We start from the raw sequence: 21967 nt of genomic DNA, 5'->3' as shown, positions 1-21967 counted from the left end.
TTCTGGCCCTGATGATCGCGATTGCACCGTCTTCAGCCCTCGTCGTGAGGCGCAAGGTCCGCCCCCGTCGGCGCAAGTCGGTCAGCACCCTGAGGCTGATCCTCCCGGCGATCGCCGTGATCGTCGGCGGTGCCATTGCCGTGCAGGCCACAATGCGTGCTGCTGAGGCCAAGTCGACACGTGTGGCGACCAACGCGCCGCTGCGGATGGAAAACCCCCGCTTCACCGGCGCAATGAAGGACGGCCGCGCCTTTCTGATCGTAGCCAAGGCCGCCGACCGCGATCAGGCCAGCCCCAACCGGATCGCATTGGTCTCGCCGCAGCTGACGCGGGGCTATGGATCCAGCGCCCCTACCCAGGTCATCGCCCGCAAGGGTACCTATGACGAGGAGAGCGGAGCCCTTTTGCTGACCGGTGACGTCCAGATCGGCAATGGCACGGACTATGCCTTCCGGACCGAGAAAGCCGTGATCGATACGCGCACCGGCCAGGTCGTCGGCGATGGCGGCGTCCAAGGGGCCAGCGGCGGCAACCAGGTTCAGGCCGACAGCTATGCCGTGTCCGATGAGGGCGATCGGGTGGTCTTCAAGGGTCGGGTGCGCTCGCGCCTCACCCCTGGCCATTGACCCTGTCGGCGCAACCGCAATGAGCCAGGCCCAGTCCGACATCTCCAGGCCCAGGGTCTGTTTTCTCTACATCGCCCAGACCCACCAGATCCTGCACAGCCTGCCGATTGCTGTGGCCCTGGCGCGAGGCTGGCCGGGCCTCGAGGTCGAGATCGCGGCCACCACGGAGGACCACCTGGACTATGCCCGGCAGCTGCTGGACGCCGTCGGTGGCGCGCCGATCAGCCTGCGCCTGCTGCCGCCGGCCTGGCTGCGCAGGGTGCGACTGAAGGAAGCCTCAACACCGCCCAAGGCCCTGATGCTGGCCGCCAATGCCCTGGCGCTCGGCCGGATGGACGCCATCGTCACGCCGGAGCGCACCACCGCCCTGCTGCGGACGCTGGGGGTCAAGCGGTCCCTGCTGGTCTATACCCAGCACGGCGCAGGCGACCGGGGCGGGGTGTTCGAGCCGCGTCTGCGCCAGTTCGACCTGGTGATGGCTGCCGGCCCCAAGCAGCGCGACCGCATGGTCGAGGGGGGCTGGGTCCGGCCAGAAAACTGCGCCATGGTCGGCTATCCCAAGTTCGACATCATCGACGCCCTGCCCGGCTCGCCCCTGCCGGTGTTTCCCGACACCAAGCCCCTGGTCGTCTACAATCCGCACTTTCATGCCAGCCTGGGCTCATGGCCGCGCTTCGGGGTCCAGGTGCTCGAACAGTTTGCAGCCGATGACCGCTTCAACCTGATCTTCGCGCCGCACATCCGGCTGTTCGATGGAGCCAGTCCGGCCATGCTGGCTGCCCTGGATCCTTTCCGCCGAAACCCCCGCATCCATATCGATCTCGGCGGCCCGGCGGCCATCGACATGACCTATACCCGCGCGGCCGACATCTATCTCGGTGACGTTTCCAGCCAGGTCTACGAGTTCCTGCGCACGCCCAAGCCCTGCCTGTTCCTCAACCCGGGTGAGGTCGAGTGGCAAGGCGATGAAAGCTTCCATCACTGGCAGTATGGCCCGGTCCTGACCTCGGTCGACCATCTGGTCGAGGCGGTTGAGGCGGCGCGCCGGAGCCATGGTGACTATGTCGCGATCCAGAAGAGCGGCTTTGCCGAAAGCTTCGACCTCACCGCCCGGCCCTCCTCGGAGCGCGCTGCCGAAGCCATAGCCGAGCGCGTCCTGGCCCGGACCACCAGGACCCGATGAGCGCCGAACGCTCTGTCTTCGCCCGGGTCCTGGCCAATGCCGGAACCCTGCTCGGCGGCCGCACGGTCAATGCGATCATCGGACTGGCCTATATCGCCCTGACGGCCCGCGGCCTTGATCCGGTCCGCATGGGTTTGCTGTACCTGATCACGACCTTCGCCCAGTTCCTGGGCGAGGTGGTCAAGTTCCAGTCCTGGCAGACCGTCCTGCAGTACGGTGCCGAGCCGCTGCTGAAGCAGGATCGCCGGACCTTCCAGCAGGTGGTTCGCCTGTCCCTTTTTCTGGATCTCAGCAGCGGCCTGGTCGGGGTGACCTTCGGCGTGATCGGAGCCCTGGCCTTCGGCTCGCTCCTGGGCTGGTCCAAGGACATGGCACCCGCCGCTGCGCTCTATGCTCTGACCATTGTGGTGATGACCTCGGCGACCTCGGTCGGCCTGCTTAGGCTGTTCGACCGTTTTCGCTATCTGGCCGGCGAACAGGCTGTCAGCTCCATGGTGCGGCTAATCGGTTCGGCGATCGCGTTCTGGCAGCAGGCGCCGTTCTGGGCCTATCTCCTGGCCTGGGCCGCCGGGCCCCTCGCCGCGTTCCTGTATGTCGGTGTCATCGCCTGGCGGGAGCTTGCCCAGCGCGGCCTGACCGACGGCTTCAGGCTTGTCGGTCCGCTTGGCAAAGACCTGCCCGGTGTGTGGAAATTCGCCTGGGCGACCAATTTCAGCAGCAGCCTGGACGTGGCCTTTACCCATGTGATCACCCTGTCGGTCGGAGCCCTGCTCGGCCCGGCCCAGGCCGGACTTTGGCGGATTGGTCGACAGGTGGCCGACGGCCTGGCCAAGCCGGCCCGCCTCGTGATCCCGGCCCTCTATCCCGAACTCGCCAAGCTCCGGGCGCTCGGCGGTGATGCCGCCATGCGCAAGCTGGCCCGACAGGTCGCCCTTCTGGGCGGGGCCGTGGCCGGCCTGCTGCTGCTGATCACCTGGCTGTTCGGCAAACCTCTGCTCGGCCTGATCATGGGCCAGGCCTATGTCGGTGCCGCCGACGTCATGACCTGGCAGGTCACGGCGGCGGCCATCGGCATCCTCGCCTTGCCGCTCGAACCGATGCTGGTGTCCATGCGCGCCGCACACCTGGCCTTGAGGGTCCGCCTGGTGGTCAGTGCGATCTTTCTGCTGGCCCTGTTCCCCCTGGTATCCAGCCTCGGCATGAACGGCGCCGGGGCCGCCCTGGTCGGGGCCGCAACGGCCATGGCCATAGGGATGTTCCTGACCCTCCGCGTGCGCCTTGCTAGCTCCGGACAGCCGGATGAGAACGAAGCCTCTTGCGCCGAGGATGCAAACGACGCCAAAGGCGACAGGTGATGATGATAACTCCGACCGGCACCTCGCGAACGGTTCGCTTCGCAGATTTCCCCACCCTGACGGCCGCGCTGGATTTCGCAGCCCGCGGCGAGACGGGCGTGAACCTCTTTTCCCTGCGCGGCGAGCTGGTCGAAGCCCTGCCCTATGCGCGCCTGCGCGACGAGGCGATGGCCCTGGCCAGGCGCCTGCTGGCCGCCGGAGCCCGGCCCGGCGACAGCGTTGGCCTGATCGCCGAGACCGACGCCGATTTCGTTCGCGCCTTCTTTGCCTGCCAGTATGCCGGTCTGCCGCCCGCTCCCCTGCCCCTGCCGGCACCGCTGGGCGGCCGCGAGGCCTATATCGAACAGATCGCCAGGATGCTGGGCTCGGCCCGGGCCTCTGTCCTGATCGGCCCGGCCTCGATGGCGGCCTGGCTGCCGGACATCGCTGCCCGCCAGCCCTTGCGGTTCGCCGGTGCCCTGGCGGACCTGCCCGAGGCCGAAGATGCGGACCTGCCGGTAATCGAGCCCGACCGCACCTGCTATCTGCAGTTTTCGTCGGGCAGCACCCGTTTCCCGACCGGCGTCGTCGTGACCCACCGCGCCCTGATGGCCAATGCCCAGGCCATTACCCGGGACGGGCTGAAGGTGCGCCCCGATGACCGGGCGATCTCCTGGCTGCCGCTCTATCACGACATGGGCCTGATCGGCTTCCTGCTGAGCCCCATGACCAGCCAGATGTCGGTTGACCTGCTGCCGACCGGGGCCTTCGTCCGCCGGCCGCTGATGTGGCTGGACCTGATGACCCGCAACGGGGGCACGATCAGCTACAGTCCCACCTTCGGCTATGAGCTCTGTGCCCGCCGGGCCGAGGCCGCGTCGATCGAGCATCTGGATCTGTCGCGCTGGCGCAGCGCCGGACTGGGCGGCGACATGATCCGCACCGGGCCGCTGCGGGCCTTCGCCGAACGCTTCAAGGCCGTAGGTTTCTCCGACTCCGCCTTCGTGGCCAGCTACGGCATGGCCGAGGCCACCCTGGCCCTGTCGATGTCACCCCTGGGCGAGGGCCTGAAGGTCGAGACCCTGGATGTCGAGCAGCTGGAACAGGGCCTGGCGGTGACCAGCACCGACGCCGGACGTTCGCGGGATTTCGCCCGCAATGGCCCAGTCCTCCCGGATCACGACCTGGTCGTCCGCGACGCGGCCGGACAATCCCTGCCCGAGCGCGGCGTTGGCCGGATCTTTGCCCGTGGGCCCAGCCTGATGCGCGAGTATTTCGAACAGCCGGAAGAGACCGCCCGGGTACTGTCGGCCGACGGTTGGCTGGACACCGGTGACCTCGGCTATCTGGTCGAGGGCGAGATCGTCATCACCGGCCGCGGCAAGGACCTGATCATCCTCAATGGCCGCAATATCTGGCCCCAGGACCTGGAATGGACCGCCGAGGCCGAGATCGACAGCCTGCGCAGCGGTGACGTCGCCGCCTTCTCGATCCCCGGTGACGGCGAAGAGCTTGTCATGGTCCTGGTCCAGGCCCGTGGCGGTGACGCGGAGACCCGCAGGGCCCTGGCCGAACAGGTCGCGACCGTCCTGCGGCTACGCCATAGCGTCGAGACCCGCGTGCAACTGGTCGGGGCCCATGCCCTGCCCCAGACCTCGTCGGGCAAGCTCAGCCGCTCCAAGGCCAAGGCCGCCTTCCTGGCGGGTGCCTATGCGGAGCAGCCCTGACAGTGGGCCGGGGCGTCGTCGCCGTCACCGGAGCCACGGGCTTCCTGGGCCGGCATCTGGTGAGGTCCTTGGCCGCCGATGGCTGGACCGTGCGCATCCTCGCAAGACGGGACATCATCGATCCTGACTGGGCCGGGCTTGAGCCCGAGCTGGTTCCCGGCGGCCTGTCCAATGCCGAGGCCCTGACCAGGCTCTGTGCCGGGGCAAAGGTGGTGATCCATGTGGCCGGCCTGATCAAGGCGCGCTCCAGGGCCGAGTTTGACCAAACCAATGTCGAGGGCGCGCGCGCCGTGGCCGCCGCCGCCAAAGCCAACGGTTCCCACCTGATCGTGGTCTCCAGCCTGGCGGCGCGCGAGCCCGCCCTCTCGGACTACGCGGCCAGCAAACGCGGTGGCGAGGATGCAGCCCGGGCGGCGTATGGTGACTCCCTGACCGTGGTCCGGCCGCCGGCCATTTATGGCCCCGGGGACATGGAGACCCTGGGCCTGTTCCGGGCCGCCCAGGATTCGCCCCTGCTGCCGACCCTGGACCCAAGGGCGCGGATCGTGATGATCCATGTCGAGGATGCTGCGGCCCAGATCGCCCAACTGGCGGCGAGCCCGACTGCGGGCGTCTTTGCCCTGTCAGACGCTCGCATCGCCGGCTACAGCTGGACCGAGCTTATGCAGGCGGCGTCCAGGGCGGTGGGCAAAAGCCCTCGCCTGATCCAGGTCCCGGCCTGGTTGATCACGACCCTGGCGCGCCTGTCTGAAGGAATTGGACGCGCCTCAGGGAAGATTTCCATCTTCACGCCTGGCAAGGCGCGGGAAATGCTGCATCTGGATTGGGGCGTCTCGCACTCGGATTTGCCGCCCGTGGCTATCGCGACGCGATACGGGATCGACTCCGGATTCTCCCAAAGCGTGCAATGGTATCGCGCCAAGGGGTTTTTAGTTGCTTCGCCTCGGCTATAGCAGCCAATTTTGACAGGAATCCGACAGTGGGACTGTTACAACCTGAATCAGTCGGACCCGCTCACGGGGGTATCAGCGAGTCGATATGAAAGCGGTTACGGATCTTACCTTAAGGGAAATCGGCCTGGCGGTGTCCACGGTGCTCGGACGCACAGTGGAAGTTGCCGACGAAACCCACATTGGTCGTGACCTACAGGTCGATTCCCTGGCCCTGATGAACATCATCATGGAACTGGAAGACGCGTTCGATATTTCGATCCCCCTCGATCGTCTGGCCTCGGTCGAGACGGCGGGCGACCTGTCCAATCTGATAAAAGACCTTCGGAGTAAGGGATAACTATGGGGCTGTTCGACAAACACCTCGCCTATCGCGACGCCTACCAGGCGATCCGGCAAGCTGGGGCCGATCCCTTCAACGTTCGACTCGACAAGGTGGTTTCACCGACCGAGGGCGTCATTGACGGCCGCCCAACGATCCTGCTGGGCACCAACAACTATCTGGGCCTGACCTTTGACGCCGAGAGCATCGCCGCCTCGGTCAAGGCCGTACAGGAGCGTGGCACGGGAACGACGGGCTCGCGGATCGCCAATGGCAGCTTCGAAGCCCATGTCGAACTCGAGCAGGCCCTGGCCAAGTTTTATCGTCGCAAGCACGCCATGGTCTTCACCACCGGCTACCAGGCCAATCTGGGCGTGCTGTCGACCCTGGTCGGACGCGGCGACCACCTGATCCTGGACGCCGACAGCCACGCCAGCATCTATGACGGGTCCCGCCTGGGCCATGCCGAGGTCATCCGCTTCCGCCACAATGATCCGGAAGACCTCTACAAGCGCCTCCGGCGAATGAAGGATCTGCCCGGCGAGCGACTGATCGTCGTCGAGGGCATCTATTCCATGATCGGCGACACTGCGCCGCTCAAGGAGATCGCCGCCGTGAAGCGCGAGCTGGGCGGCTATCTGCTGGTCGACGAGGCCCATTCCATGGGTGTTCTCGGCGAGAACGGCCGTGGCCTGGCCGAACAGGAAGGCGTCGAGGACGATGTCGACTTCGTGGTCGGCACCTTCTCCAAGAGCCTCGGTGCCATTGGCGGCTTCTGTGTCAGCAATGTCGACGACTTCGACGTCATGCGGGTCGTCTGCCGTCCCTACATGTTCACCGCGTCCCTGCCTCCTGCCGTAGTCAGTTCCACCCTTGTGGCCCTGAAGCGTCTGGAAGAGATGCCCGAACTGCGTCATCGCCTGATGGCCAATGCCCGTCAGCTGTATGACGGCCTGACCGCCCTGGGCTTCCAGACCGGACCGACGGCCAGCCCGATCGTGGCCATCACCATGCCTGACCAGGAGCGGGCCATCGGCATGTGGAACGCCCTGCTGCAGAACGGGGTCTATCTCAACCTGGCCCTGCCGCCCGCGACGCCTGACAGCCGGCCGCTGCTGCGCACCAGCGTCAGCGCCGCCCACACCCCCGAACAGATCGACAAGGTCCTGGCCGTTTTCGCCAATCTTGGGTCCGCCATGGGCCTGATCGACAACCAGCGCCAGCGCGCCACGGCCTGACGGTCAGAGAGGCCGGGACCTCAGGTCTCGGCCTTTCGCGCCCTTTGGGCACGCCACAGCCGCCACAGCACGCCCGGAGCCGCAAGCACCGGATGCTTCTCGCGCCAGGGCGTCAGGGGCACGGCCACACCCGTATGGCGCTCGATCTTCCAGGCCGCATAACGCGCGGCCCCCTCGAACGTGAAGGCCGCCTTGATCAGGCGCGCCACGTTCAGGGACTTGCCCAGCCGCCGCCGCACCTGCCAGGCGCGCCCGAACCGGCTCCGGGCCTCCTCGGTCAGATTGGGCTGCACCGAGGTCGGTGAGACGATGTCGAGCAAACCCTGCTCGCGCCAGCACGACACCAGCAGGCGATCATAGCGTCCCGCATCGAAGGCCAGGATGGATTGCTCGCGCCCGCCGCGTTCGACCCGAAACTCGGCCTTGTAGGTCTGCTGGAACAGCGCCGACCAATAGGCTTCAGAAGGGCCTTCGACGGGTCCCAGAGCGGCCGCGAAACGCGCCGCTGAATGGGTCGCCTCGGCAACGGCGGCGATGACGATGGGCTCGACCTCAGGATCCGAAGACCAGACCAGAGCCGAGGGCTGAACAAACCGCGTCCAGATGGTCGTGTCGATCTCGTGGCCTCGTGCCGCCAGATTGAACTGGTCGACAGTCATGGCCGCAACCTTGGCGCGGAGAATGCGGCCTTCGTGCTCGATCTCGTGATAGCTGACATCCGGCCAGAGCTTGCGCGCCAGCACGCCGCGCCAGCCCCGACGGGCCTGGCGGGTCAGGACATAGAAATCCATCACCCCGTCCAGGTCTCCCGTCCGCAGCACGGACCCATAGAACAGGACGGCTACCGGATCTTCAAAGGCGCTCACCAGTCGCTGGGCATAGGCCACGGCATGCGCCGGCGCGGGCGCGCGCAGTTCGGCCTCGATCATGGCCAGGACCTGGCTGGTCACGACGCCAGGAACCTCAGGGGTGCGCCCAGCTCAACGGTCATGCCACCGCTGGAGTCATAGACCTCCCCGTCGACCACGAAGGATTCGCCGGTCACGACACGGACCGACCGGGCGTCGCCGCGCCGATAGCCGAAGCGCGGAAGCCAGCTGGCGTCGCCACCGCCCAGCAGCAAGGCCAGGGCCGGAAGCAGCCGACGAGGCGGCGCATCAACGTCGAGAAACTTGAGGCCTTCGCGCGGCGGCCCGAAAGGCTTCAGACCGAGCGGCAGGCGCTTGAGCGTTGTGGCCATCAGCAGAAAGCGCGGCTGGTCCGTCTCCGGCTGCTCATCAATCGCCAGGCTGAGGGGCACGCCCGCCCGCCAGTGATCGCGCGCGCCGCCCAAAAGCACACCGACGGCCGCTCCGGCTACGGTCAGGGCGACCGAAAGGCCGTGAAACGCCCCCATGCGGTTGACGGTCCTGGACATGGTCGTACCGCGCACAAACGCCCCAAGCCCGAACACAAAGCCGCGCAGGGGCGAGCGCCCATCATCCCAAGCGACCTCAAGGGGCGCGCGATGCTTGATGACCGCCCGAGGCGAGCGGGCCGCGATCAGCACGTCCTGCAGGCTCCGGTCAGACGGTATGCCCAGGTCCACGGCCAGGACATTGGTCTTTCCGGACGGCAGGATGGCGATCAGGGGCGGCGCGTCACCGAAGGTATTGGGCAGCAGGCTCAGCACATCGCGGATGGTGCCGTCACCGCCATCGATCACCAGAAGTTCCACTCCTCGGGCGGCAAAGGCCGTGAGATCGACCGTGAGCGCCTCCAGGCTGGCCGGCCGGACCAGCATCACATCGTCGGGGGCCCACGAGTCGGCGCTACGCCCCATATTGGCGTGGCTGCGCGGGTTGTGGACGACACCAACCTTCATCAGCGGGAAAGCCAGGACGTAACGCCGCCCTTGGGCGTGAGCAGGCCCTGCACGATCTGGCTCGCATGGACAACGAAGCAGATCGCCGTCCAGGCTGCGACCAGGATGAAGCCGACGTCCGGACGACCGACCAGGGTCGAGGCGGTCAGGAACAGCAGGTTCGGGTTCCGCCGGGCGGTGATCAGCCGGAAGAAGCTGTCAAACGGGCGCCAGGCGTGCATCTCGACCTTGAACAGGCCCAGGAAGATGCCCTCCTCCACCCGTTGGGCCACATAGCCGCCAACCACAATGGCCAGCAAAAGTCCGGCATGGGGCGGCGAGAGGCCCAGGGAGCCCAGGCCGACCAGCCAGGCCCACCACCAGAAGGGAGGATGGATCAGGTCGATCCCGTGATCGAAGACATTGCCCCATTTCGACGAGGTCAGGGTCACCCGGGCCAGCTTGCCGTCGACCGTGTCGAGGAAGGTCATGATCCAGGCGCAGACCAGGCCCCAGCCGTATTGACCGGTCCAGAACAGGGCGAAGGCGGCCAGGACCATCAGGAAACTGGCGAAGGTCACCTGGTTGGGGGTGATCCTGGCCAGGGCGCACCAGCGCGTGATCACGCGGGCCGGGGCAGGCCAGACATACTTCGTCACCAGATCGGTGACCCCCTTGTAGGACCCCTTGAACAGCCGCTTCTCGACGGCGTCGACCGTCTCGGGTGTCAGGCGTTCCAGCACCGGCGGCTCGCGCTTGCGCAATTCGCTGTTGTAGGATGAACCGATGTCCAGGGCGGACAGGTGGGGAATCTCGGCCGGCAGGCCAGCAAGGTCGCCCGCCACCGCCCCTGTGGCCTGACCGACCGGCAGATGCGCCGCCACCACCCGACCGCTGTCATCCACCATGGCCACGCCCGACCGACCGGCCAGGGCGCGGATCAGCGCCTCGTCGAACACCCAGCCGGCATCGACGATCACCACCTCGCCCGAGGCCGGCAGCGCATCGGCGGTCGTTTCGGCCAGGCCGACACGTCCATAGATGCGCGAAAGGCGCTCGGCCGAGCTCATGCCCCAGATCCGCGTCGAGGCCTCGCCGATCGTGATCGCCGTCCGCCTCGCGGCGCCGTCCTGATTACTTCCGTCGGTCAATGTGCGAGAACCCTGTAAAAGCCGTGGCGATTGATAAGCCGCTTCGCGGCCCCCTGACCAGAATCCGTGGCCCAGACTTGTCTATTTTCCGTATCGCTCACCTGTCAGATCCGCATTTACCGCCACCAAAGGGGGCCTTTGGCTGGCGCGACCTGGCTTCAAAGCGTCTGCTCAGCCGGATCGCCTGGCGGCGGAAGCGGCGGGAGCATCAACCGGAGGTGCTGGCGGCCCTTGTCGCCGACATCCAGGCCCATGCGCCAGACCACATTGCCCTGACCGGCGACCTGACCAATTTCGCCTCAAAGGCGGAGTTCGATGCCGCGCGCCAATGGTTGTCCGGCCTGGGACCGGCCGAGGGCGTGACCCTCAGCCCCGGCAACCACGACGCCCTGGTCGCTAGCCCGCGATCCGACCGGTTCTCGACCTGGTCAGACTGGCTCGGCGACGGTGAGACTGGGGACTTTCCCCGCCTGCGCCTGCGTGACGGTGTGGCGATCATCAACCTGTGCTCGGCCGTGCCGACCGCCCCTCACCTCGCAACGGGCCAACTGGGCGACGCGCAGCTGGCGCGGCTGGAGGCCCTGCTGATCGATCTGGCCGATCGCGACCTGGTCCGGGTCGTGCTGATCCACCACCCGCCGGTTCCGGGCGTGGTGTCACGACGCAAGGCACTGGACGATCAGGCGGCGCTCCAGGCCATCCTGCAGCGCCATGGCGCTGAGCTGATTCTGCATGGCCACGCCCATGAGGCCCTGGTCACCACCCTGGCCGGCCCGAACGGTCGTGACATTCCGGTACTCGGCGTGCCCTCCGCCTCGGCGGTCGGGCGGGGCAAGCACCCCGCCGCGCGCTGGCATGCCATTGAAATCATCAGGGAAGGCTCCGGACCGGCCAAAATCCGCGTGATCGCCCGCGGCCTTGATCCTGTAACCGGCAGCCCCACCGAGCTGGGACGCTACAGTCTGGTCTGAACCTCAGGGCTGAAGGCTGGCCGCAACAGGATCGTCACATTCCCTGCGGATCGCCCTTCCCTGAAAAAGGCCGGGTGCCTATTGTGAATCGGCGGCGGTCAGCGCCAAGAGGCGAACCTTTTTTCCATGAGCAATCCGACCGCCCTGGCCTTCGGCTATCCCGACAACAAGGTCGCCGAAACCGACCACTGGCTGGTTCTCGTCCGTCCCAAGCAACCGACCTTCGGGTCGCTGGTCCTGGTCTACAAGGACAGGGCCGAGGCCTTTTCCGACCTGAGCCCGGCGGCCTTCAGCGACCTGAAGCTGGCGATCGACGGTATCGAGCGCCTGCTCAGACAGGTCGTGGCCTATGAGAAGATCAACTATCTGATGCTGATGATGGTCGACCGCGACGTGCACTTCCACGTCATTCCCCGTTACAGCGGCGAGCGGGTCCATGCGGGGCGTGCCTTCGTGGATGCCGGCTGGCCGGCCGCGCCGGCTCTGGGGGCTACTGTGGACCTCGACGCCGCCGCCGCTGCGGACCTCGCGGCCTTGCTCGCCAAGACCTGGTCGGCCGCGTGACCGTCTTGCGCCTGATCGATCGCTACATGCTCAAGCTGGTGGCCTGGCCGATGGTCGGCTGCCTCGGCGTGACCGTCGTCGCCCTGTTGCTGGAGCGCATCCTGCGCCTGCTCGACGCCCTGTCGCAAAGCAGTGCCCGCTTCGGCTATGTCACCGAGCTGGCCGCCAATCTGGTACCGCACTATCTGGGTCTGGCCCTGCCGGTGGCTTTCTTCGTCGCCCTGTTCATCGTCATCACCAAACTGTCCGACGATTCCGAAATCGACGCCCTGCTGGCCAGTGGCCAGTCGCTCAGCCGGATCGTCATTCCCTTCGTTTGTGTGGGCCTGGTCCTTAGCCTCTTCAGCGTCGCCCTGTTCGGCTACAGCCAGCCCTATAGCCGCTATGCCTATCGCTCGGTGATGCACGAGGCCGTCAATGCGGGCTGGAACGGTCGGCTGTCCGGCGGGGCCTTTATCGACGAGGACAACCTGCTGATGACGGCCGACGATGCCGATCCGGCGGGCCAGAGCCTGACCCGGGTCTTTATCCGCCGGCTCGACGACAAGGGCCGCGAGGAGGTCATCACGGCCGAGACCGCAACTCTAAGCGCCAGCCCGACCGGCGACAAGGTCACCCTGCTGCTGCGTCGCGGCCAGAGGATCGGCCAGGACGCTGCCGGTGCCTATCGCACCCTGGCCTTCGACCAGTTCGCCACCGAGCTGCCCCTGGCGGGCGCGGCGACCCTGTTGCGGGCCCGGGGCGGTGACGAGCGCGAGCTGACCCTCAATGAACTGGCTCGGCAGGCCGCATCAAACACCTCGGTCCTGCCCAAGGAAACGCTGCTGGCGGAGCTCTATGGCCGCCTTGCCCGGGCCGCCTTCCTGCCCTTCCTGCCGCTACTGGCCTTTCCCTTGGGCCTTGCTGCCAAGCGCGGCAATCGCACCCCGGGACTGATCGTGGCCGGTCTCCTGCTACTGGCCTTCCAGCATTCGCTGCAGCTCGGCCAAAGCCTTGCCGAGGGCGGAAAGGCCAACCCGATCCTGGCGATCTGGGGCCCGTTCCTGCTGTTCACCGGCTTCAGCGTCTGGATGTTTGTCGGCAGTCTGAAGCGCCCCGGCGACACCCCCATCAGCCGTGTGGTGCGCCGGATAGGCCAGACCCTCGATCAGGTCCGACGCCTGGTCACGCCCCGCCGGAAGGCCGCATCATGAGCCTCCAGCGCTATGTCCTGAGCGTTACCGCCACCCGGATCCTGGCGGCCGCCGCCGTCCTGATGGGCATTCTTCAGGTCCTCGACCTGCTGGAAGTGACGACCGACATCCTCGATCGCGGCCTGGGCATGGGCGGAGTGCTCTACTACGCCGCCCTTCGCACGCCGCGACTGGTCGAACAGATCGCACCGATCAGCGTCCTGGCCGGCGGCCTGTTTGCCTTTTCGCAAATGGCTCGGGAAAGCGCGATCATCGCCATGCGCGCTGCAGGCATCTCGGCCTATCGCATTGTGGCCATGGCCGCGCCGGCGGCCGCAGCCATGATGCTGCTGGACTTCACCTGCGCCCAGTGGATCGCCCCGTGTACGGATCCGATCCTCAATGCCTGGTGGGAGGCCCACACCCCCGCCGCCGATCGCAAGGCGAGCGGTCCTGTCAGCTTCCGGGTCGGCGACGACCTGGTCACGGCCGCCAGCGCCTCCGCCGACGGCCATGCCCTCGCGGCCGTGAAGGTCTATCGCCGCGACACCAGCGGACAGCTGATTGAACGGGTCGATGCGCAGTCCGCCACCTATACCGCCAAGGCCTGGAGCCTGGCGAAAGTGACGACAACCCGCTTTTCCGGCCAGAGGACCGACACGGTCACGGCCAGCCAGATGACCTGGCCGTCAGCCCTGCGCCCCGTCGATGTCCAGGCCCTGTTCTCGGACAATCCGGCCCCATCGGCGGGCTCGGCCCGGCGCGCCCTGCTCAATGGCGGCACCGACCGGCCACCCAGCTACTACGAAACCCGGCTTCTGGGGGCCTTTGCCGGGCCCTTCGGCGCCCTGGTCATGCTCCTGCTCAGCGCGCCGGTTGCCCTGGCCAATTTCCGCAGCCGCCAGGGCGCCGTCCTCCTGACCGCCGGACTGGCGGCCGGGCTGGTGTTCCTCGTCGTCGACGGCCTGCTGTCGGCCCTCGGCGAAAGCGGCGCGATCTCGCCGGTCCTGGCCGTCTTGGGCGCGCCGGTCGTGTTTGGGGCCCTGGCGATCAACGCCCTGATCAATCTGGAGGGCTGATGCCGTTCGACTCGCAAGACGCCGACCTCAGGGTCATCCCGGTTCGCACCCGCGCCCAGCTGGCGCGGTTCATCCGGCTTCCGGCCCGCCTCAATGCCGGTGATCCCCACTGGATCACCCCCCTGATGATGGAACGGGAGGAGGCCCTGTCTCCCCGGACCAATCCGTTCTTCGAACATGCCGAGGTCCAGCTCTTTCTGGCTGAACGCGCGGGCCGGATTGTCGGCCGGATCAGCGCCCAGATCGACGCCCTGGCCCCTCAGGCGGAGGGCCAGAAGACCGGCAATTTCGGCCTGATCGCCGCAGAGGATGATCCGGCTGTTTTCAGGGTACTGTTCCGGGCGGCCGAAGACTGGCTGCGTGACCGCGGCTGCACCCGGTCACTCGGTCCCTTCAACCTGTCGATCAACGAGGAGGTCGGCCTGCTGGTCGACGGCTTCGACACGCCGCCGATGGTCATGATGGGTCACGATCCGGCCTATACCGGAGCCCGGGTCGAGGACCAGGGCTATGCCAAGGCCAAGGACGTCTATGCCTATGTCTGCGATCCGACCGCAGACCTGCCGGACGTGGTGGTGCGCCGGGTCAGGCGCGGCCTGCCCGCCGGGGTCGTGCTGCGCGAACTGGACATGAGCCGCTATGACGAGGAGGTCGTCTCCCTGACGGCGATCCTGAACGACGCCTGGGCCGGAAACTGGGGCTTTGTCCCCACGACCGAGGCCGAGACCCGGCAGCTGGCCAAGGCCCTCAAGCCCGTCATCGAGAAAAGGATGACCCTGTTTGCCGAGATCGACGGCGAGCCGGCCGGTTTCATCGTGCTGCTGCCCAATGTCAACGAGGCCATCGCCGACCTGAAAGGCAAGCTGCTGCCCTTCGGCTGGGCCAAGCTGCTGTGGCGGCTGAAGGTTCGGGGCCTGACCTCGGCGCGGGTGCCGCTGATGGGCGTCAAGCGCAAGTTCGCCGAGACCATGCGCGGCCAGCTATTGCCCTTTCACCTGATGAACGCCGGGCGCACCGCCTCCCTGGCCCTGGGCTACAAGCGGTTCGAATTCTCCTGGGTCCTGGAGGAAAACCTGCCGATGCGGCGGATTTCCGAAGCCATGGGCGCGACCATCTACAAGACCTATCGCATCTACGAGAAGGCGCTTTGAGCGCTTCCGAAGGGATCTTTCAGGCCCTGGTTCTGGCCGGTTCGCGCGGCGGGACCGATCCGGTCGCCGCCTATGCCGGGGTCAGTCACAAGGGCCTGATCGTGCTGGGCGGCGAGACCCTTCTGACGCGGGTAATCCGGGCTCTGGATCAGGCCGGCGCAACGCGGATCGGGGTATCGACCTCCGACATCGCCGTGGTCGAAGCCCTGGCCGACCTTGCCAAGTCCTCTCCCCTGCCCGCCGCCGGCGGTCCCAGCCAGAGCGTCCATGACGCCGCCAGCCTGATGGGCACGCCGCTGCTGGTGACAACCGTCGACCATGCCCTGCTGCAGGCCGAATGGATCACCGAGTTCCTGGCCAAGGCCCCGGCCGACGCAGACATCGCTGTCCTGATGGCACCGGAAGCGGTCGTCCGCGCGGCCGCGCCGGAGACCAAGCGCACCTACTGGCGGTTCAGGGACGGCGGCTATTCCGGCTGCAATCTCTTCCTGCTGAAGACCGAGACTGCCCTGAACGCCGTGGCCTTCTGGCGCAAGGCCGAGGCCCTCCGCAAGCAACCCTGGAAGATCGCCGCCCTGCTCGGCCCGGTCATGCTGGTCCGCTACCTTTTGGGCCTGATGACCATCGACGAGACATTGGAGCGTCTGGGCCGGGCCGCAGGTGTCAAGGCCGCCATCGTGCGCTCGTCCTACGGCCTGGCGGCGGTGGATGTGGACAAGCCGTCGGACCTGGATCTGGTCCGGACGATCATCGAGCGCTGAACGTCGCGAACCCAGGGAAGACGCCCATGACTGACCTGCCCCAACTGCACCCTGCCGCCGCCAGAAGTCTGGCGGCCTGGCATGACATGGTCGCCAAGGGCGACCTAGGCGACCTGAGATCCATCGTCCATCCCGACGCGACCTTCCGCTCGCCGGTGGCTTTCAAGCCCTACAAGAGCGCCGACGCTGTGGTCCTGGCGCTGAGCACCGTGCTGACCGTGTTCACCGACTTCGCCTATCACCGGCAGGCCACGACCGAGGACGGGATGAACGTCGTGCTCGAGTTCAGCGCCAGGGTCGGTGACAAGGCGGTCAAGGGGATCGACTTCGTCCGCTTCGACGAAGACGGCCGGATCGTGGATTTCGAGGTCATGATGCGGCCGCTAAACGGCGTTCAGGCCCTAGCCGAGGAGATGGGCAAGCGCCTGGGCGGGATCATTCCGGCCTACAAATAGGCCGGAGCGACCCTAGGCCTCCACCCGCTCTGCCACCCACGAGGCCGCGAGCTCGCGATTCCGCGGCAGGTCTTCGGGGAAGTCCATCTCGGCCCAATCCAGCCCCTGGATCGACTGCACGCGCACCACGTCATGGTCCTGGGCGATCTGGTTGATCACGCTGAGATACCAGCGCTTAAGGCCTTCGGGCGTCCGCAGAGCGGCTTCGACAATGCCGGTGAACAGGGTCGCGCCCTCGGGATCGAAGCGCAGGAAACCGATCGACTCGGCATCAAAGGTTTCGATGGTCTTGCCGATGGCCCGCAGGGACAGGCCGTCGGTCGCCACCTTCATGTCGTCGGCATCGTAGCCGGCCTTGCGGTCGATGGTGACCGTGATCCGGGCCGGCGGGGCCGAGATCAGTCGCTCGGCGATGGCCGGCTCGAACAGGGTGTCGCCGTTGAGCAGCAGGAAATCGCCGACCATTTCATGCCGGGCCAGCCAGCAGGTGGCCAGGTTGTCGGTCAGGCCGAAGAAGGGATTGAACAGGGTCCGCACGGTCATGCCGGGCAGATCCAGTCCGGCAATCTCGCGCTCGACCGTGTCAGCGGCAAAGCCCGTCACCACCACAACCTCGGTGATGCCGGCCTGGCCCAGATGGCGCAGCTGCCAGTGCAGGACAGTGCGGCCCGAGAGCTCGACCAGGCATTTGGGCCGGGTGTCGGTCAGGGGCGACAGGCGCTTGCCCTGGCCTGCGCTCAGGATGATGGCTTTGGTCGGATGCGCCACGGCGACTCGATTCACTTCTCGCCGCACGTGTCGGCATCTGATTCAGAACGGGAAACTACAGGATAGCGACGCCACCACCTAGGGCCAGCGAGCTCGCCCGACAGGGAGCGGAAAACCTCCTTCAGGCCCCACCCGCTACGGCCGCCGACGGCGCGTTCGGAGGTGCGGCGTCACCCCGGGCCTTCCGTTCGCTATAGCGATCGACCAGATGGTCGGCATGGCCACGGGTCAGCAGGGTGAACTTGACCAGTTCCTCCATCACATCGACCACGCGGTCATAATAGGATGAGGGCTTCATCCGGTCGTTATCGTCAAACTCCCTCCAGGCCATAGCCACGGACGACTGGTTCGGAATGGTGATCATCCGCATCCACCGGCCCAGCAGACGCAGGGTGTTGACCGCATTGAAGGATTGAGACCCGCCGCTGACCTGCATGACAGCCAGGGTTCGCCCCTGGGTCGGGCGCACACTGCCCATCTCCAGCGGAATCCAGTCGATCTGGCTCTTGATCACGCCGGTAATGGCCCCGTGGCGCTCGGGACTGCACCAGACCTGGCCCTCGGACCAGAGCGACAGGGCGCGCAATTCCTGCACCTTGGGATGGCTGGCATCGACCGAGTCTGGTGCCGGCAGGTCGCGCGGGTCGAAGATCCGGGTCTCGGCCCCCAGGCGTTGCAGGATGCGGGCGGCTTCCTCGACAAGCAACCGACTGAACGAGCGCTCCCGCAGCGATCCATAGAGCAACAGGATCCGCGGCGGATGTTCCGGTCCGGCCGGGGCCAGGGCGGCACCATCGGCCTGGGCCAGATAGCGGGGATCCAGGGCGGGGAAATCAGTCATGGGCACTCCACAGGACAGCTTCACAATGTCATATACTTCGACTATCGTCGAAATATGGAAATGAACAGCGCCGTTGCAAGTCTTTCAGCCCTCGCCCATGGCGGACGGCTGTCGGCCTTTCGCATGCTGGTCCAGGCCGGGGCCGCCGGCCTTGCTGCCGGTGAGATCGCCCGTCGCCTGGACATGCTGCCCAACACCCTGTCTAGCCATTTGTCGATCCTCGATCATGCCGGCCTGATCCACGCCCGGCGTGAAGGCCGCTCAATCATCTACACCGCCGACTATGGTGCCATGCAGGGGCTGCTGGGCTTTCTGATGGAAGACTGCTGTGGCGGCTCGCCCGAGATCTGCGCCCCGCTGAGCGACATTCTCGCCCGGGCCACGGCCTGCGATGGAACCTGCCTGACCGAACTGGAGACCGCATGACGGCCCAGGTCCGCCTCAACGAAATCGGCAAAATCCAAGACTGATGGCCTTCTCCCTGACCCGCCGCCTCGCCGCAGAGGCCCTGGGAACGGCGCTGCTGCTCGCCGTCGTGGTCGGCTCCGGCATCATGGGCCAGCGTCTCTCCGGTGGAAATGACGCGATCGCCCTGCTGGGCAACACACTGGCGACCGGCGCGGCCCTGATCGTGCTGATCACGGTTCTCGCGCCGATCAGCGGTGCGCATTTCAACCCGGTCGTGACCCTGGTCATGGCCGCGCGACGCGAGATCTCGGCGCGCGATACCGGTCTCTATATCGGCACCCAGCTTCTGGGTGCCCTGCTTGGGGTCTGGATGGCCCATCTGATGTTCGAGACGCCTATCCTGCAGGTCTCGACCAGGCTGCGCGACGGCCCGGCCCAGGTGTTTTCGGAAGCCGTGGCGACCTTTGGCCTGCTGGCGACCATACTGGGCGTCTCGCGCTTCAGCCCCCAGGTCGTCCCCGCGGCCGTCGGCCTCTACATTACCGCCGCCTACTGGTTCACCGCCTCAACCGCCTTCGCCAATCCGGCCGTCACCCTGGCCCGCAGTCTGACCGACAGCTTCGCCGGCATAGCCCCGACCTCGATCCCGGGCTTTCTGCTCGGACAGGCCCTGGGCGCTGCGGCGGCCGGGCTTGTCTTCTCCTGGCTCCTGAAAGAAAACTCCGTACAATGAGCAATGCTGACTTCCCCGTGGTGATCTTCCACAACCCCGCCTGCGGCACCTCGCGCAACGTGGTGGCGATGGTCGAAGCCGCCGGCTACACGCCGTCGGTGATCGCCTATCTTCAGGCCGGCTGGACCCACGAACAGCTGAAGGACCTGGCGCGCGAAGCCGGTGTCACCCTGCGCGACCTGATGCGTGAAAAGGGGTCGCCCGCCGCAGAGCTGGGCCTGCTGGAGGCCGGCGCGACGGAGGCCCAGATCCTCGACGCCATGGTCGAGCACCCGATCCTGGTCAATCGCCCGATCGTCGTGACACCCAAGGGCGTGGCTCTCTGCCGACCCTCCGAACGGGTCTACGCGCTGCTGGACAAGGCCCCCGAGACCTTCACCAAGGAAGACGGTGAAGTGGTGACGCGCGAATAGGGTTTCCTGGTTACGGCAACGAATCCCTCCGACTACGGAGGAGATGTCGCGAAACCGTCATCAAACTGTGACATTAGCCCGCTGACCAAGGCCACGGATGCCGCCGGCCGACGATACGGGATACATGTCATGAACAAGCTTCTGGGAGCCACCGCCGCCCTTGCGATGCTGGCCGCCGCCGATTCCGCCTATGCCGCGCGCGACTATGTCTGGGCCGCTGGGTCCTCGACAGTTTTCCCGTTCTCGACCCGCGTGGCCGAGAACTACGCAAAGAAGACCGGCAAGAAGTCGCCCAAGGTCGAAAGCCTGGGCACCGGCGGCGGCATCAAGATGTTCTGCGGCGGCATGGGCGAGAAGTATCCCGACATCGCCAATGCCTCGCGTCCGATGAAGAAGTCCGAGTTTCAGGCCTGCCAGAAGGCGGGCGTCAAGGACATCGTCGAGCTGAAGATCGGCTTCGACGGCATCGTCGTGGCGATGGACAAGAAGACCCCGGACTTCAATTTCAAGCTGGAGCATCTCTATCTGGGCTTGGCCGACCAGACCCTGCGCGGCGGACAGTTGGGCAAGAACAGCTTCAAGACCTGGAACGAGGTCAATTCGGGCCTGCCCAAGACCCGGATCCTGGCCTATGGCCCGCCGCCCACCTCCGGCACCCGCGATGCCTGGGTTGAACTGGCCATCGAGAACGGCGCTAGCAAGCTGCCGCCCCTGGCCAAGCTGAAGGACAGCGACGAAAAGGCTTTCAAGGCCAAGGTTTCACCGATGCGCGGCGATGGGGCCTGGATCGATGCCGGCGAGAACGACAATGCCGTCGTCGGTACCATCCAGAAGACCCCCAACGCCCTGGGCGTGTTCGGCTATTCGTTCCTCGAGCAGAACGCCAACACCATCAAGGCCGCCAGCATCAACGGCGTAAAGCCGACGGTGGCGACGATCGCCAACGGCACCTACCCGATCTCGCGCTCGCTCTTCATCTATGTGAAAAAGAGCCAGATCGGCGTGACCCCGGGCCTCAAGGAGTTCGTCAACGAATTCACCTCGGACGCGGCCACGGGCCGGGGCGGCTATCTGCAATCGCGGGGCCTGATCCCTCTGCCCCCCCAGCAGCATGACGCCAACAAGGCCAAGGCCAAGACCCTGCCGGTCATGGCGGCCCCGAAGTCCTGATCTGGCGCGTCATCCCGGACCCAAGCTCCGGGGTGACGCCGCCCGCCGGGCGTAAAGCAGGCTGAGCCCGAGAGGACGCTAGTTGGTCGGCTGATCCGTCGCCGGGCGCGAGGTCATGCCGGCGGCAGCGGCGTCCTCGGCCATCTGGGCATCGACGGGTGGTGTTTCCCGGACCGGGGTATCGACAACGGCGGGCGCGGGCGCGATCACGGGGGCCTCGACCTTGCGGGGTTCCGGGCCCGCGCGTGTGGCAACCAGGGCCTCGGCGGCCGCCGAATCGGCGGCCGTGCGCTGCTCGTCCGAGCCCTGATCATAGCCGCCCAGGCCGGCCGTCAGGAACAGGATGGTGCCGAAGGTCGCCATGACGCCCACGACGAAGCCCAGGAAGATCCATCCGAACGGATTGCTACGACGCTCAGCGCTCATTCCAGCCCCCTGCCCTTGCGGGCTCAACTTCCCTGCCAGCGCCGGACCGGCCCGACATCGACGTGCACGAACTTGCTGTCGGGATAATAACCGACGCCACCACGTTGGAGATCGAGTGCGGCGGCGCGCAGATGCTCCAGGGCGACATCTTCCAGATAGATGTCCATGGCCTTGCCGTCCATGTGCAGGCTGCGCTTGGCGACCTCGCCACTGCGCTCCGACAGCAGGCGGTTGCTGGTCGGCGAACGATAACCGGAAATCACCTGGAAGGCGGCCGTCGTCTCTGTCTTGCGATGCAGATCGGTCAGCAGGTCGAACAGCTGCACGTTCATCGGGGCCACCTCGCCGGTGCGATGGTCGCGAAGCACCCGGTTCAGAGCCTCGAGAGCGTCGGGCACATAGGTCCCGTTCTCCCAGTAGACCGCCTGGAGCTTTTCCTCAGTGTGCAAGTTGTGCAGAGCGATCTGCCGCGGCGCAGCGTCAACGGGCGGACGGAGCACCGCGGGCCGAGGAGAATTCGCCTCGAGCAGGGCACCGATGATGTCTTCCTGCGCCTGGGCCGAAGGGGCCACCGAAACGGCCCCCAGGGCGCTCAAGCCCAGCTGAAACAGCCTCCGCCGTGCGATCATGACGCCCTACTCCGACACTCTACTGCCGGCAGGACACCCCAGGCGAACCAGA

At 66.5% G+C, this 21967-nt stretch carries 25 protein-coding genes; 18 read left to right on the top strand and 7 right to left on the bottom strand.

Annotation, left to right across the window (positions count from 1 at the left end; all coding sequences use genetic code 11):
• Window positions 1–11: 11 nt before the first annotated feature.
• The 7 genes from lptC to spt all read left to right on the top strand — a co-directional run bounded on the left by lptC (window position 12) and on the right by spt (window position 7380).
• The gene (gene lptC, locus AQ619_RS07700; protein ID WP_062146061.1) at window positions 12–626 is read left to right on the top strand and encodes an LPS export ABC transporter periplasmic protein LptC; all 615 of its coding nucleotides are present in this window, start codon (window positions 12–14) and stop codon (window positions 624–626) included.
• Window positions 627–645: 19 nt separating this feature from the next.
• A complete protein-coding gene (locus tag AQ619_RS07695; RefSeq protein WP_062146059.1) occupies window positions 646–1809 on the top strand; it encodes a hypothetical protein in 1164 nt (387 codons plus the stop codon).
• The gene (locus AQ619_RS07690; RefSeq protein ID WP_062146056.1) at window positions 1806–3164 is read left to right on the top strand and encodes a lipopolysaccharide biosynthesis protein; all 1359 of its coding nucleotides are present in this window, start codon (window positions 1806–1808) and stop codon (window positions 3162–3164) included. The genes AQ619_RS07695 and AQ619_RS07690 overlap by 4 nt, the downstream gene beginning before the upstream one ends.
• Before the next feature lie 2 nt (window positions 3165–3166).
• Window positions 3167–4870 carry a fatty acyl-AMP ligase gene (locus AQ619_RS07685; RefSeq protein ID WP_062151400.1) on the top strand — a complete coding sequence of 568 codons (1704 nt, stop codon included), beginning with the start codon at window positions 3167–3169 and terminating at the stop codon, window positions 4868–4870.
• 2 nt (window positions 4871–4872) lie between these two features.
• Window positions 4873–5823, top strand: coding sequence for an NAD-dependent epimerase/dehydratase family protein (locus AQ619_RS07680; RefSeq protein ID WP_236849549.1), 951 nt, complete (start codon window positions 4873–4875; stop codon window positions 5821–5823).
• A gap of 85 nt (window positions 5824–5908) precedes the next feature.
• Entirely contained in the window at window positions 5909–6160 is a 252-nt protein-coding gene (locus tag AQ619_RS07675; RefSeq protein ID WP_062146052.1) for an acyl carrier protein, read from the top strand.
• A 2-nt stretch (window positions 6161–6162) separates the two neighbouring features.
• Entirely contained in the window at window positions 6163–7380 is a 1218-nt protein-coding gene (spt, locus tag AQ619_RS07670) for a serine palmitoyltransferase (RefSeq protein WP_062146050.1), read from the top strand.
• 20 nt (window positions 7381–7400) lie between these two features.
• Here spt and AQ619_RS07665 read toward each other — a convergent pair whose 3' ends face one another.
• From AQ619_RS07665 to AQ619_RS07655, 3 genes are read right to left on the bottom strand one after another with little or no spacing between them, the layout of a single operon-like run.
• Window positions 7401–8330 (bottom strand): hypothetical protein, encoded by a 930-nt coding sequence (locus tag AQ619_RS07665; RefSeq protein ID WP_062146048.1) that lies wholly within the window; start codon window positions 8328–8330, stop codon window positions 7401–7403.
• Entirely contained in the window at window positions 8327–9244 is a 918-nt protein-coding gene (locus AQ619_RS07660) for a diacylglycerol/lipid kinase family protein (protein WP_166504189.1), read from the bottom strand. Before AQ619_RS07660 ends, AQ619_RS07665 begins: the two co-directional genes overlap by 4 nt.
• Window positions 9244–10293, bottom strand: coding sequence for a CDP-alcohol phosphatidyltransferase family protein (locus AQ619_RS07655; protein ID WP_084745851.1), 1050 nt, complete (start codon window positions 10291–10293; stop codon window positions 9244–9246). Before AQ619_RS07655 ends, AQ619_RS07660 begins: the two co-directional genes overlap by 1 nt.
• Before the next feature lie 158 nt (window positions 10294–10451).
• Between AQ619_RS07655 and AQ619_RS07650 the strand changes: the two genes are divergently transcribed.
• The 7 genes from AQ619_RS07650 (at window position 10452) to AQ619_RS07620 (ending at window position 16527) form a co-directional block, all read left to right on the top strand.
• The gene (locus AQ619_RS07650) at window positions 10452–11345 is read left to right on the top strand and encodes a metallophosphoesterase family protein (protein ID WP_062146042.1); all 894 of its coding nucleotides are present in this window, start codon (window positions 10452–10454) and stop codon (window positions 11343–11345) included.
• A gap of 126 nt (window positions 11346–11471) precedes the next feature.
• A complete protein-coding gene (locus AQ619_RS07645) occupies window positions 11472–11909 on the top strand; it encodes an HIT family protein (protein ID WP_062146040.1) in 438 nt (145 codons plus the stop codon).
• 26 nt (window positions 11910–11935) lie between these two features.
• A complete protein-coding gene (locus AQ619_RS07640) occupies window positions 11936–13102 on the top strand; it encodes an LptF/LptG family permease (protein ID WP_062151394.1) in 1167 nt (388 codons plus the stop codon).
• Entirely contained in the window at window positions 13099–14160 is a 1062-nt protein-coding gene (locus AQ619_RS07635) for an LptF/LptG family permease (protein WP_062146038.1), read from the top strand. The genes AQ619_RS07640 and AQ619_RS07635 overlap by 4 nt, the downstream gene beginning before the upstream one ends.
• On the top strand, window positions 14160–15311 hold the full coding sequence (locus tag AQ619_RS07630; RefSeq protein WP_062146036.1) for a hypothetical protein: 1152 nt from the start codon (window positions 14160–14162) through the stop codon (window positions 15309–15311). The genes AQ619_RS07635 and AQ619_RS07630 overlap by 1 nt, the downstream gene beginning before the upstream one ends.
• Window positions 15308–16072 carry a nucleotidyltransferase family protein gene (locus AQ619_RS07625; RefSeq protein WP_166504188.1) on the top strand — a complete coding sequence of 255 codons (765 nt, stop codon included), beginning with the start codon at window positions 15308–15310 and terminating at the stop codon, window positions 16070–16072. The genes AQ619_RS07630 and AQ619_RS07625 overlap by 4 nt, the downstream gene beginning before the upstream one ends.
• 26 nt (window positions 16073–16098) lie before the next feature.
• Window positions 16099–16527: a nuclear transport factor 2 family protein gene (locus tag AQ619_RS07620; protein WP_062146034.1), complete on the top strand. Its 429-nt coding sequence runs from the start codon at window positions 16099–16101 to the stop codon at window positions 16525–16527.
• Window positions 16528–16539: 12 nt separating this feature from the next.
• On the opposite strand, the gene AQ619_RS07615 is transcribed toward AQ619_RS07620, so the two are convergent.
• Both AQ619_RS07615 and arsH read right to left on the bottom strand, forming a co-directional pair.
• A complete protein-coding gene (locus AQ619_RS07615) occupies window positions 16540–17295 on the bottom strand; it encodes a phosphocholine cytidylyltransferase family protein (protein WP_062146032.1) in 756 nt (251 codons plus the stop codon).
• Between the two features lie 121 nt (window positions 17296–17416).
• Entirely contained in the window at window positions 17417–18136 is a 720-nt protein-coding gene (gene arsH / locus AQ619_RS07610; protein ID WP_062146030.1) for an arsenical resistance protein ArsH, read from the bottom strand.
• Between the two features lie 54 nt (window positions 18137–18190).
• Between arsH and AQ619_RS07605 the strand changes: the two genes are divergently transcribed.
• From AQ619_RS07605 to AQ619_RS07590, 4 genes are all read left to right on the top strand, one after another.
• Complete coding sequence (locus AQ619_RS07605) at window positions 18191–18562, top strand: ArsR/SmtB family transcription factor (RefSeq protein ID WP_062146028.1); 372 nt, start codon at window positions 18191–18193, stop codon at window positions 18560–18562.
• 43 nt (window positions 18563–18605) lie between these two features.
• Window positions 18606–19277: an aquaporin gene (locus AQ619_RS07600; RefSeq protein ID WP_062146026.1), complete on the top strand. Its 672-nt coding sequence runs from the start codon at window positions 18606–18608 to the stop codon at window positions 19275–19277.
• The gene (gene arsC / locus AQ619_RS07595) at window positions 19274–19690 is read left to right on the top strand and encodes an arsenate reductase (glutaredoxin) (protein WP_062146024.1); all 417 of its coding nucleotides are present in this window, start codon (window positions 19274–19276) and stop codon (window positions 19688–19690) included. Before AQ619_RS07600 ends, arsC begins: the two co-directional genes overlap by 4 nt.
• A 129-nt stretch (window positions 19691–19819) precedes the next feature.
• A complete protein-coding gene (locus AQ619_RS07590) occupies window positions 19820–20860 on the top strand; it encodes a substrate-binding domain-containing protein (RefSeq protein WP_062146022.1) in 1041 nt (346 codons plus the stop codon).
• 78 nt (window positions 20861–20938) lie between these two features.
• On the opposite strand, the gene AQ619_RS07585 is transcribed toward AQ619_RS07590, so the two are convergent.
• The gene (locus AQ619_RS07585) at window positions 20939–21286 is read right to left on the bottom strand and encodes a hypothetical protein (protein WP_062146020.1); all 348 of its coding nucleotides are present in this window, start codon (window positions 21284–21286) and stop codon (window positions 20939–20941) included.
• A 23-nt stretch (window positions 21287–21309) separates the two neighbouring features.
• Window positions 21310–21915 carry a peptidoglycan L,D-endopeptidase MepK gene (gene mepK, locus AQ619_RS07580; RefSeq protein ID WP_084745848.1) on the bottom strand — a complete coding sequence of 202 codons (606 nt, stop codon included), beginning with the start codon at window positions 21913–21915 and terminating at the stop codon, window positions 21310–21312.
• Window positions 21916–21967: the final 52 nt, after the last annotated feature.

This window comes from Caulobacter henricii, assembly GCF_001414055.1.
In the GTDB taxonomy this organism is placed as follows: domain Bacteria; phylum Pseudomonadota; class Alphaproteobacteria; order Caulobacterales; family Caulobacteraceae; genus Caulobacter; species Caulobacter henricii.
This window is presented reverse-complemented; position numbering and strand designations above follow the sequence as displayed.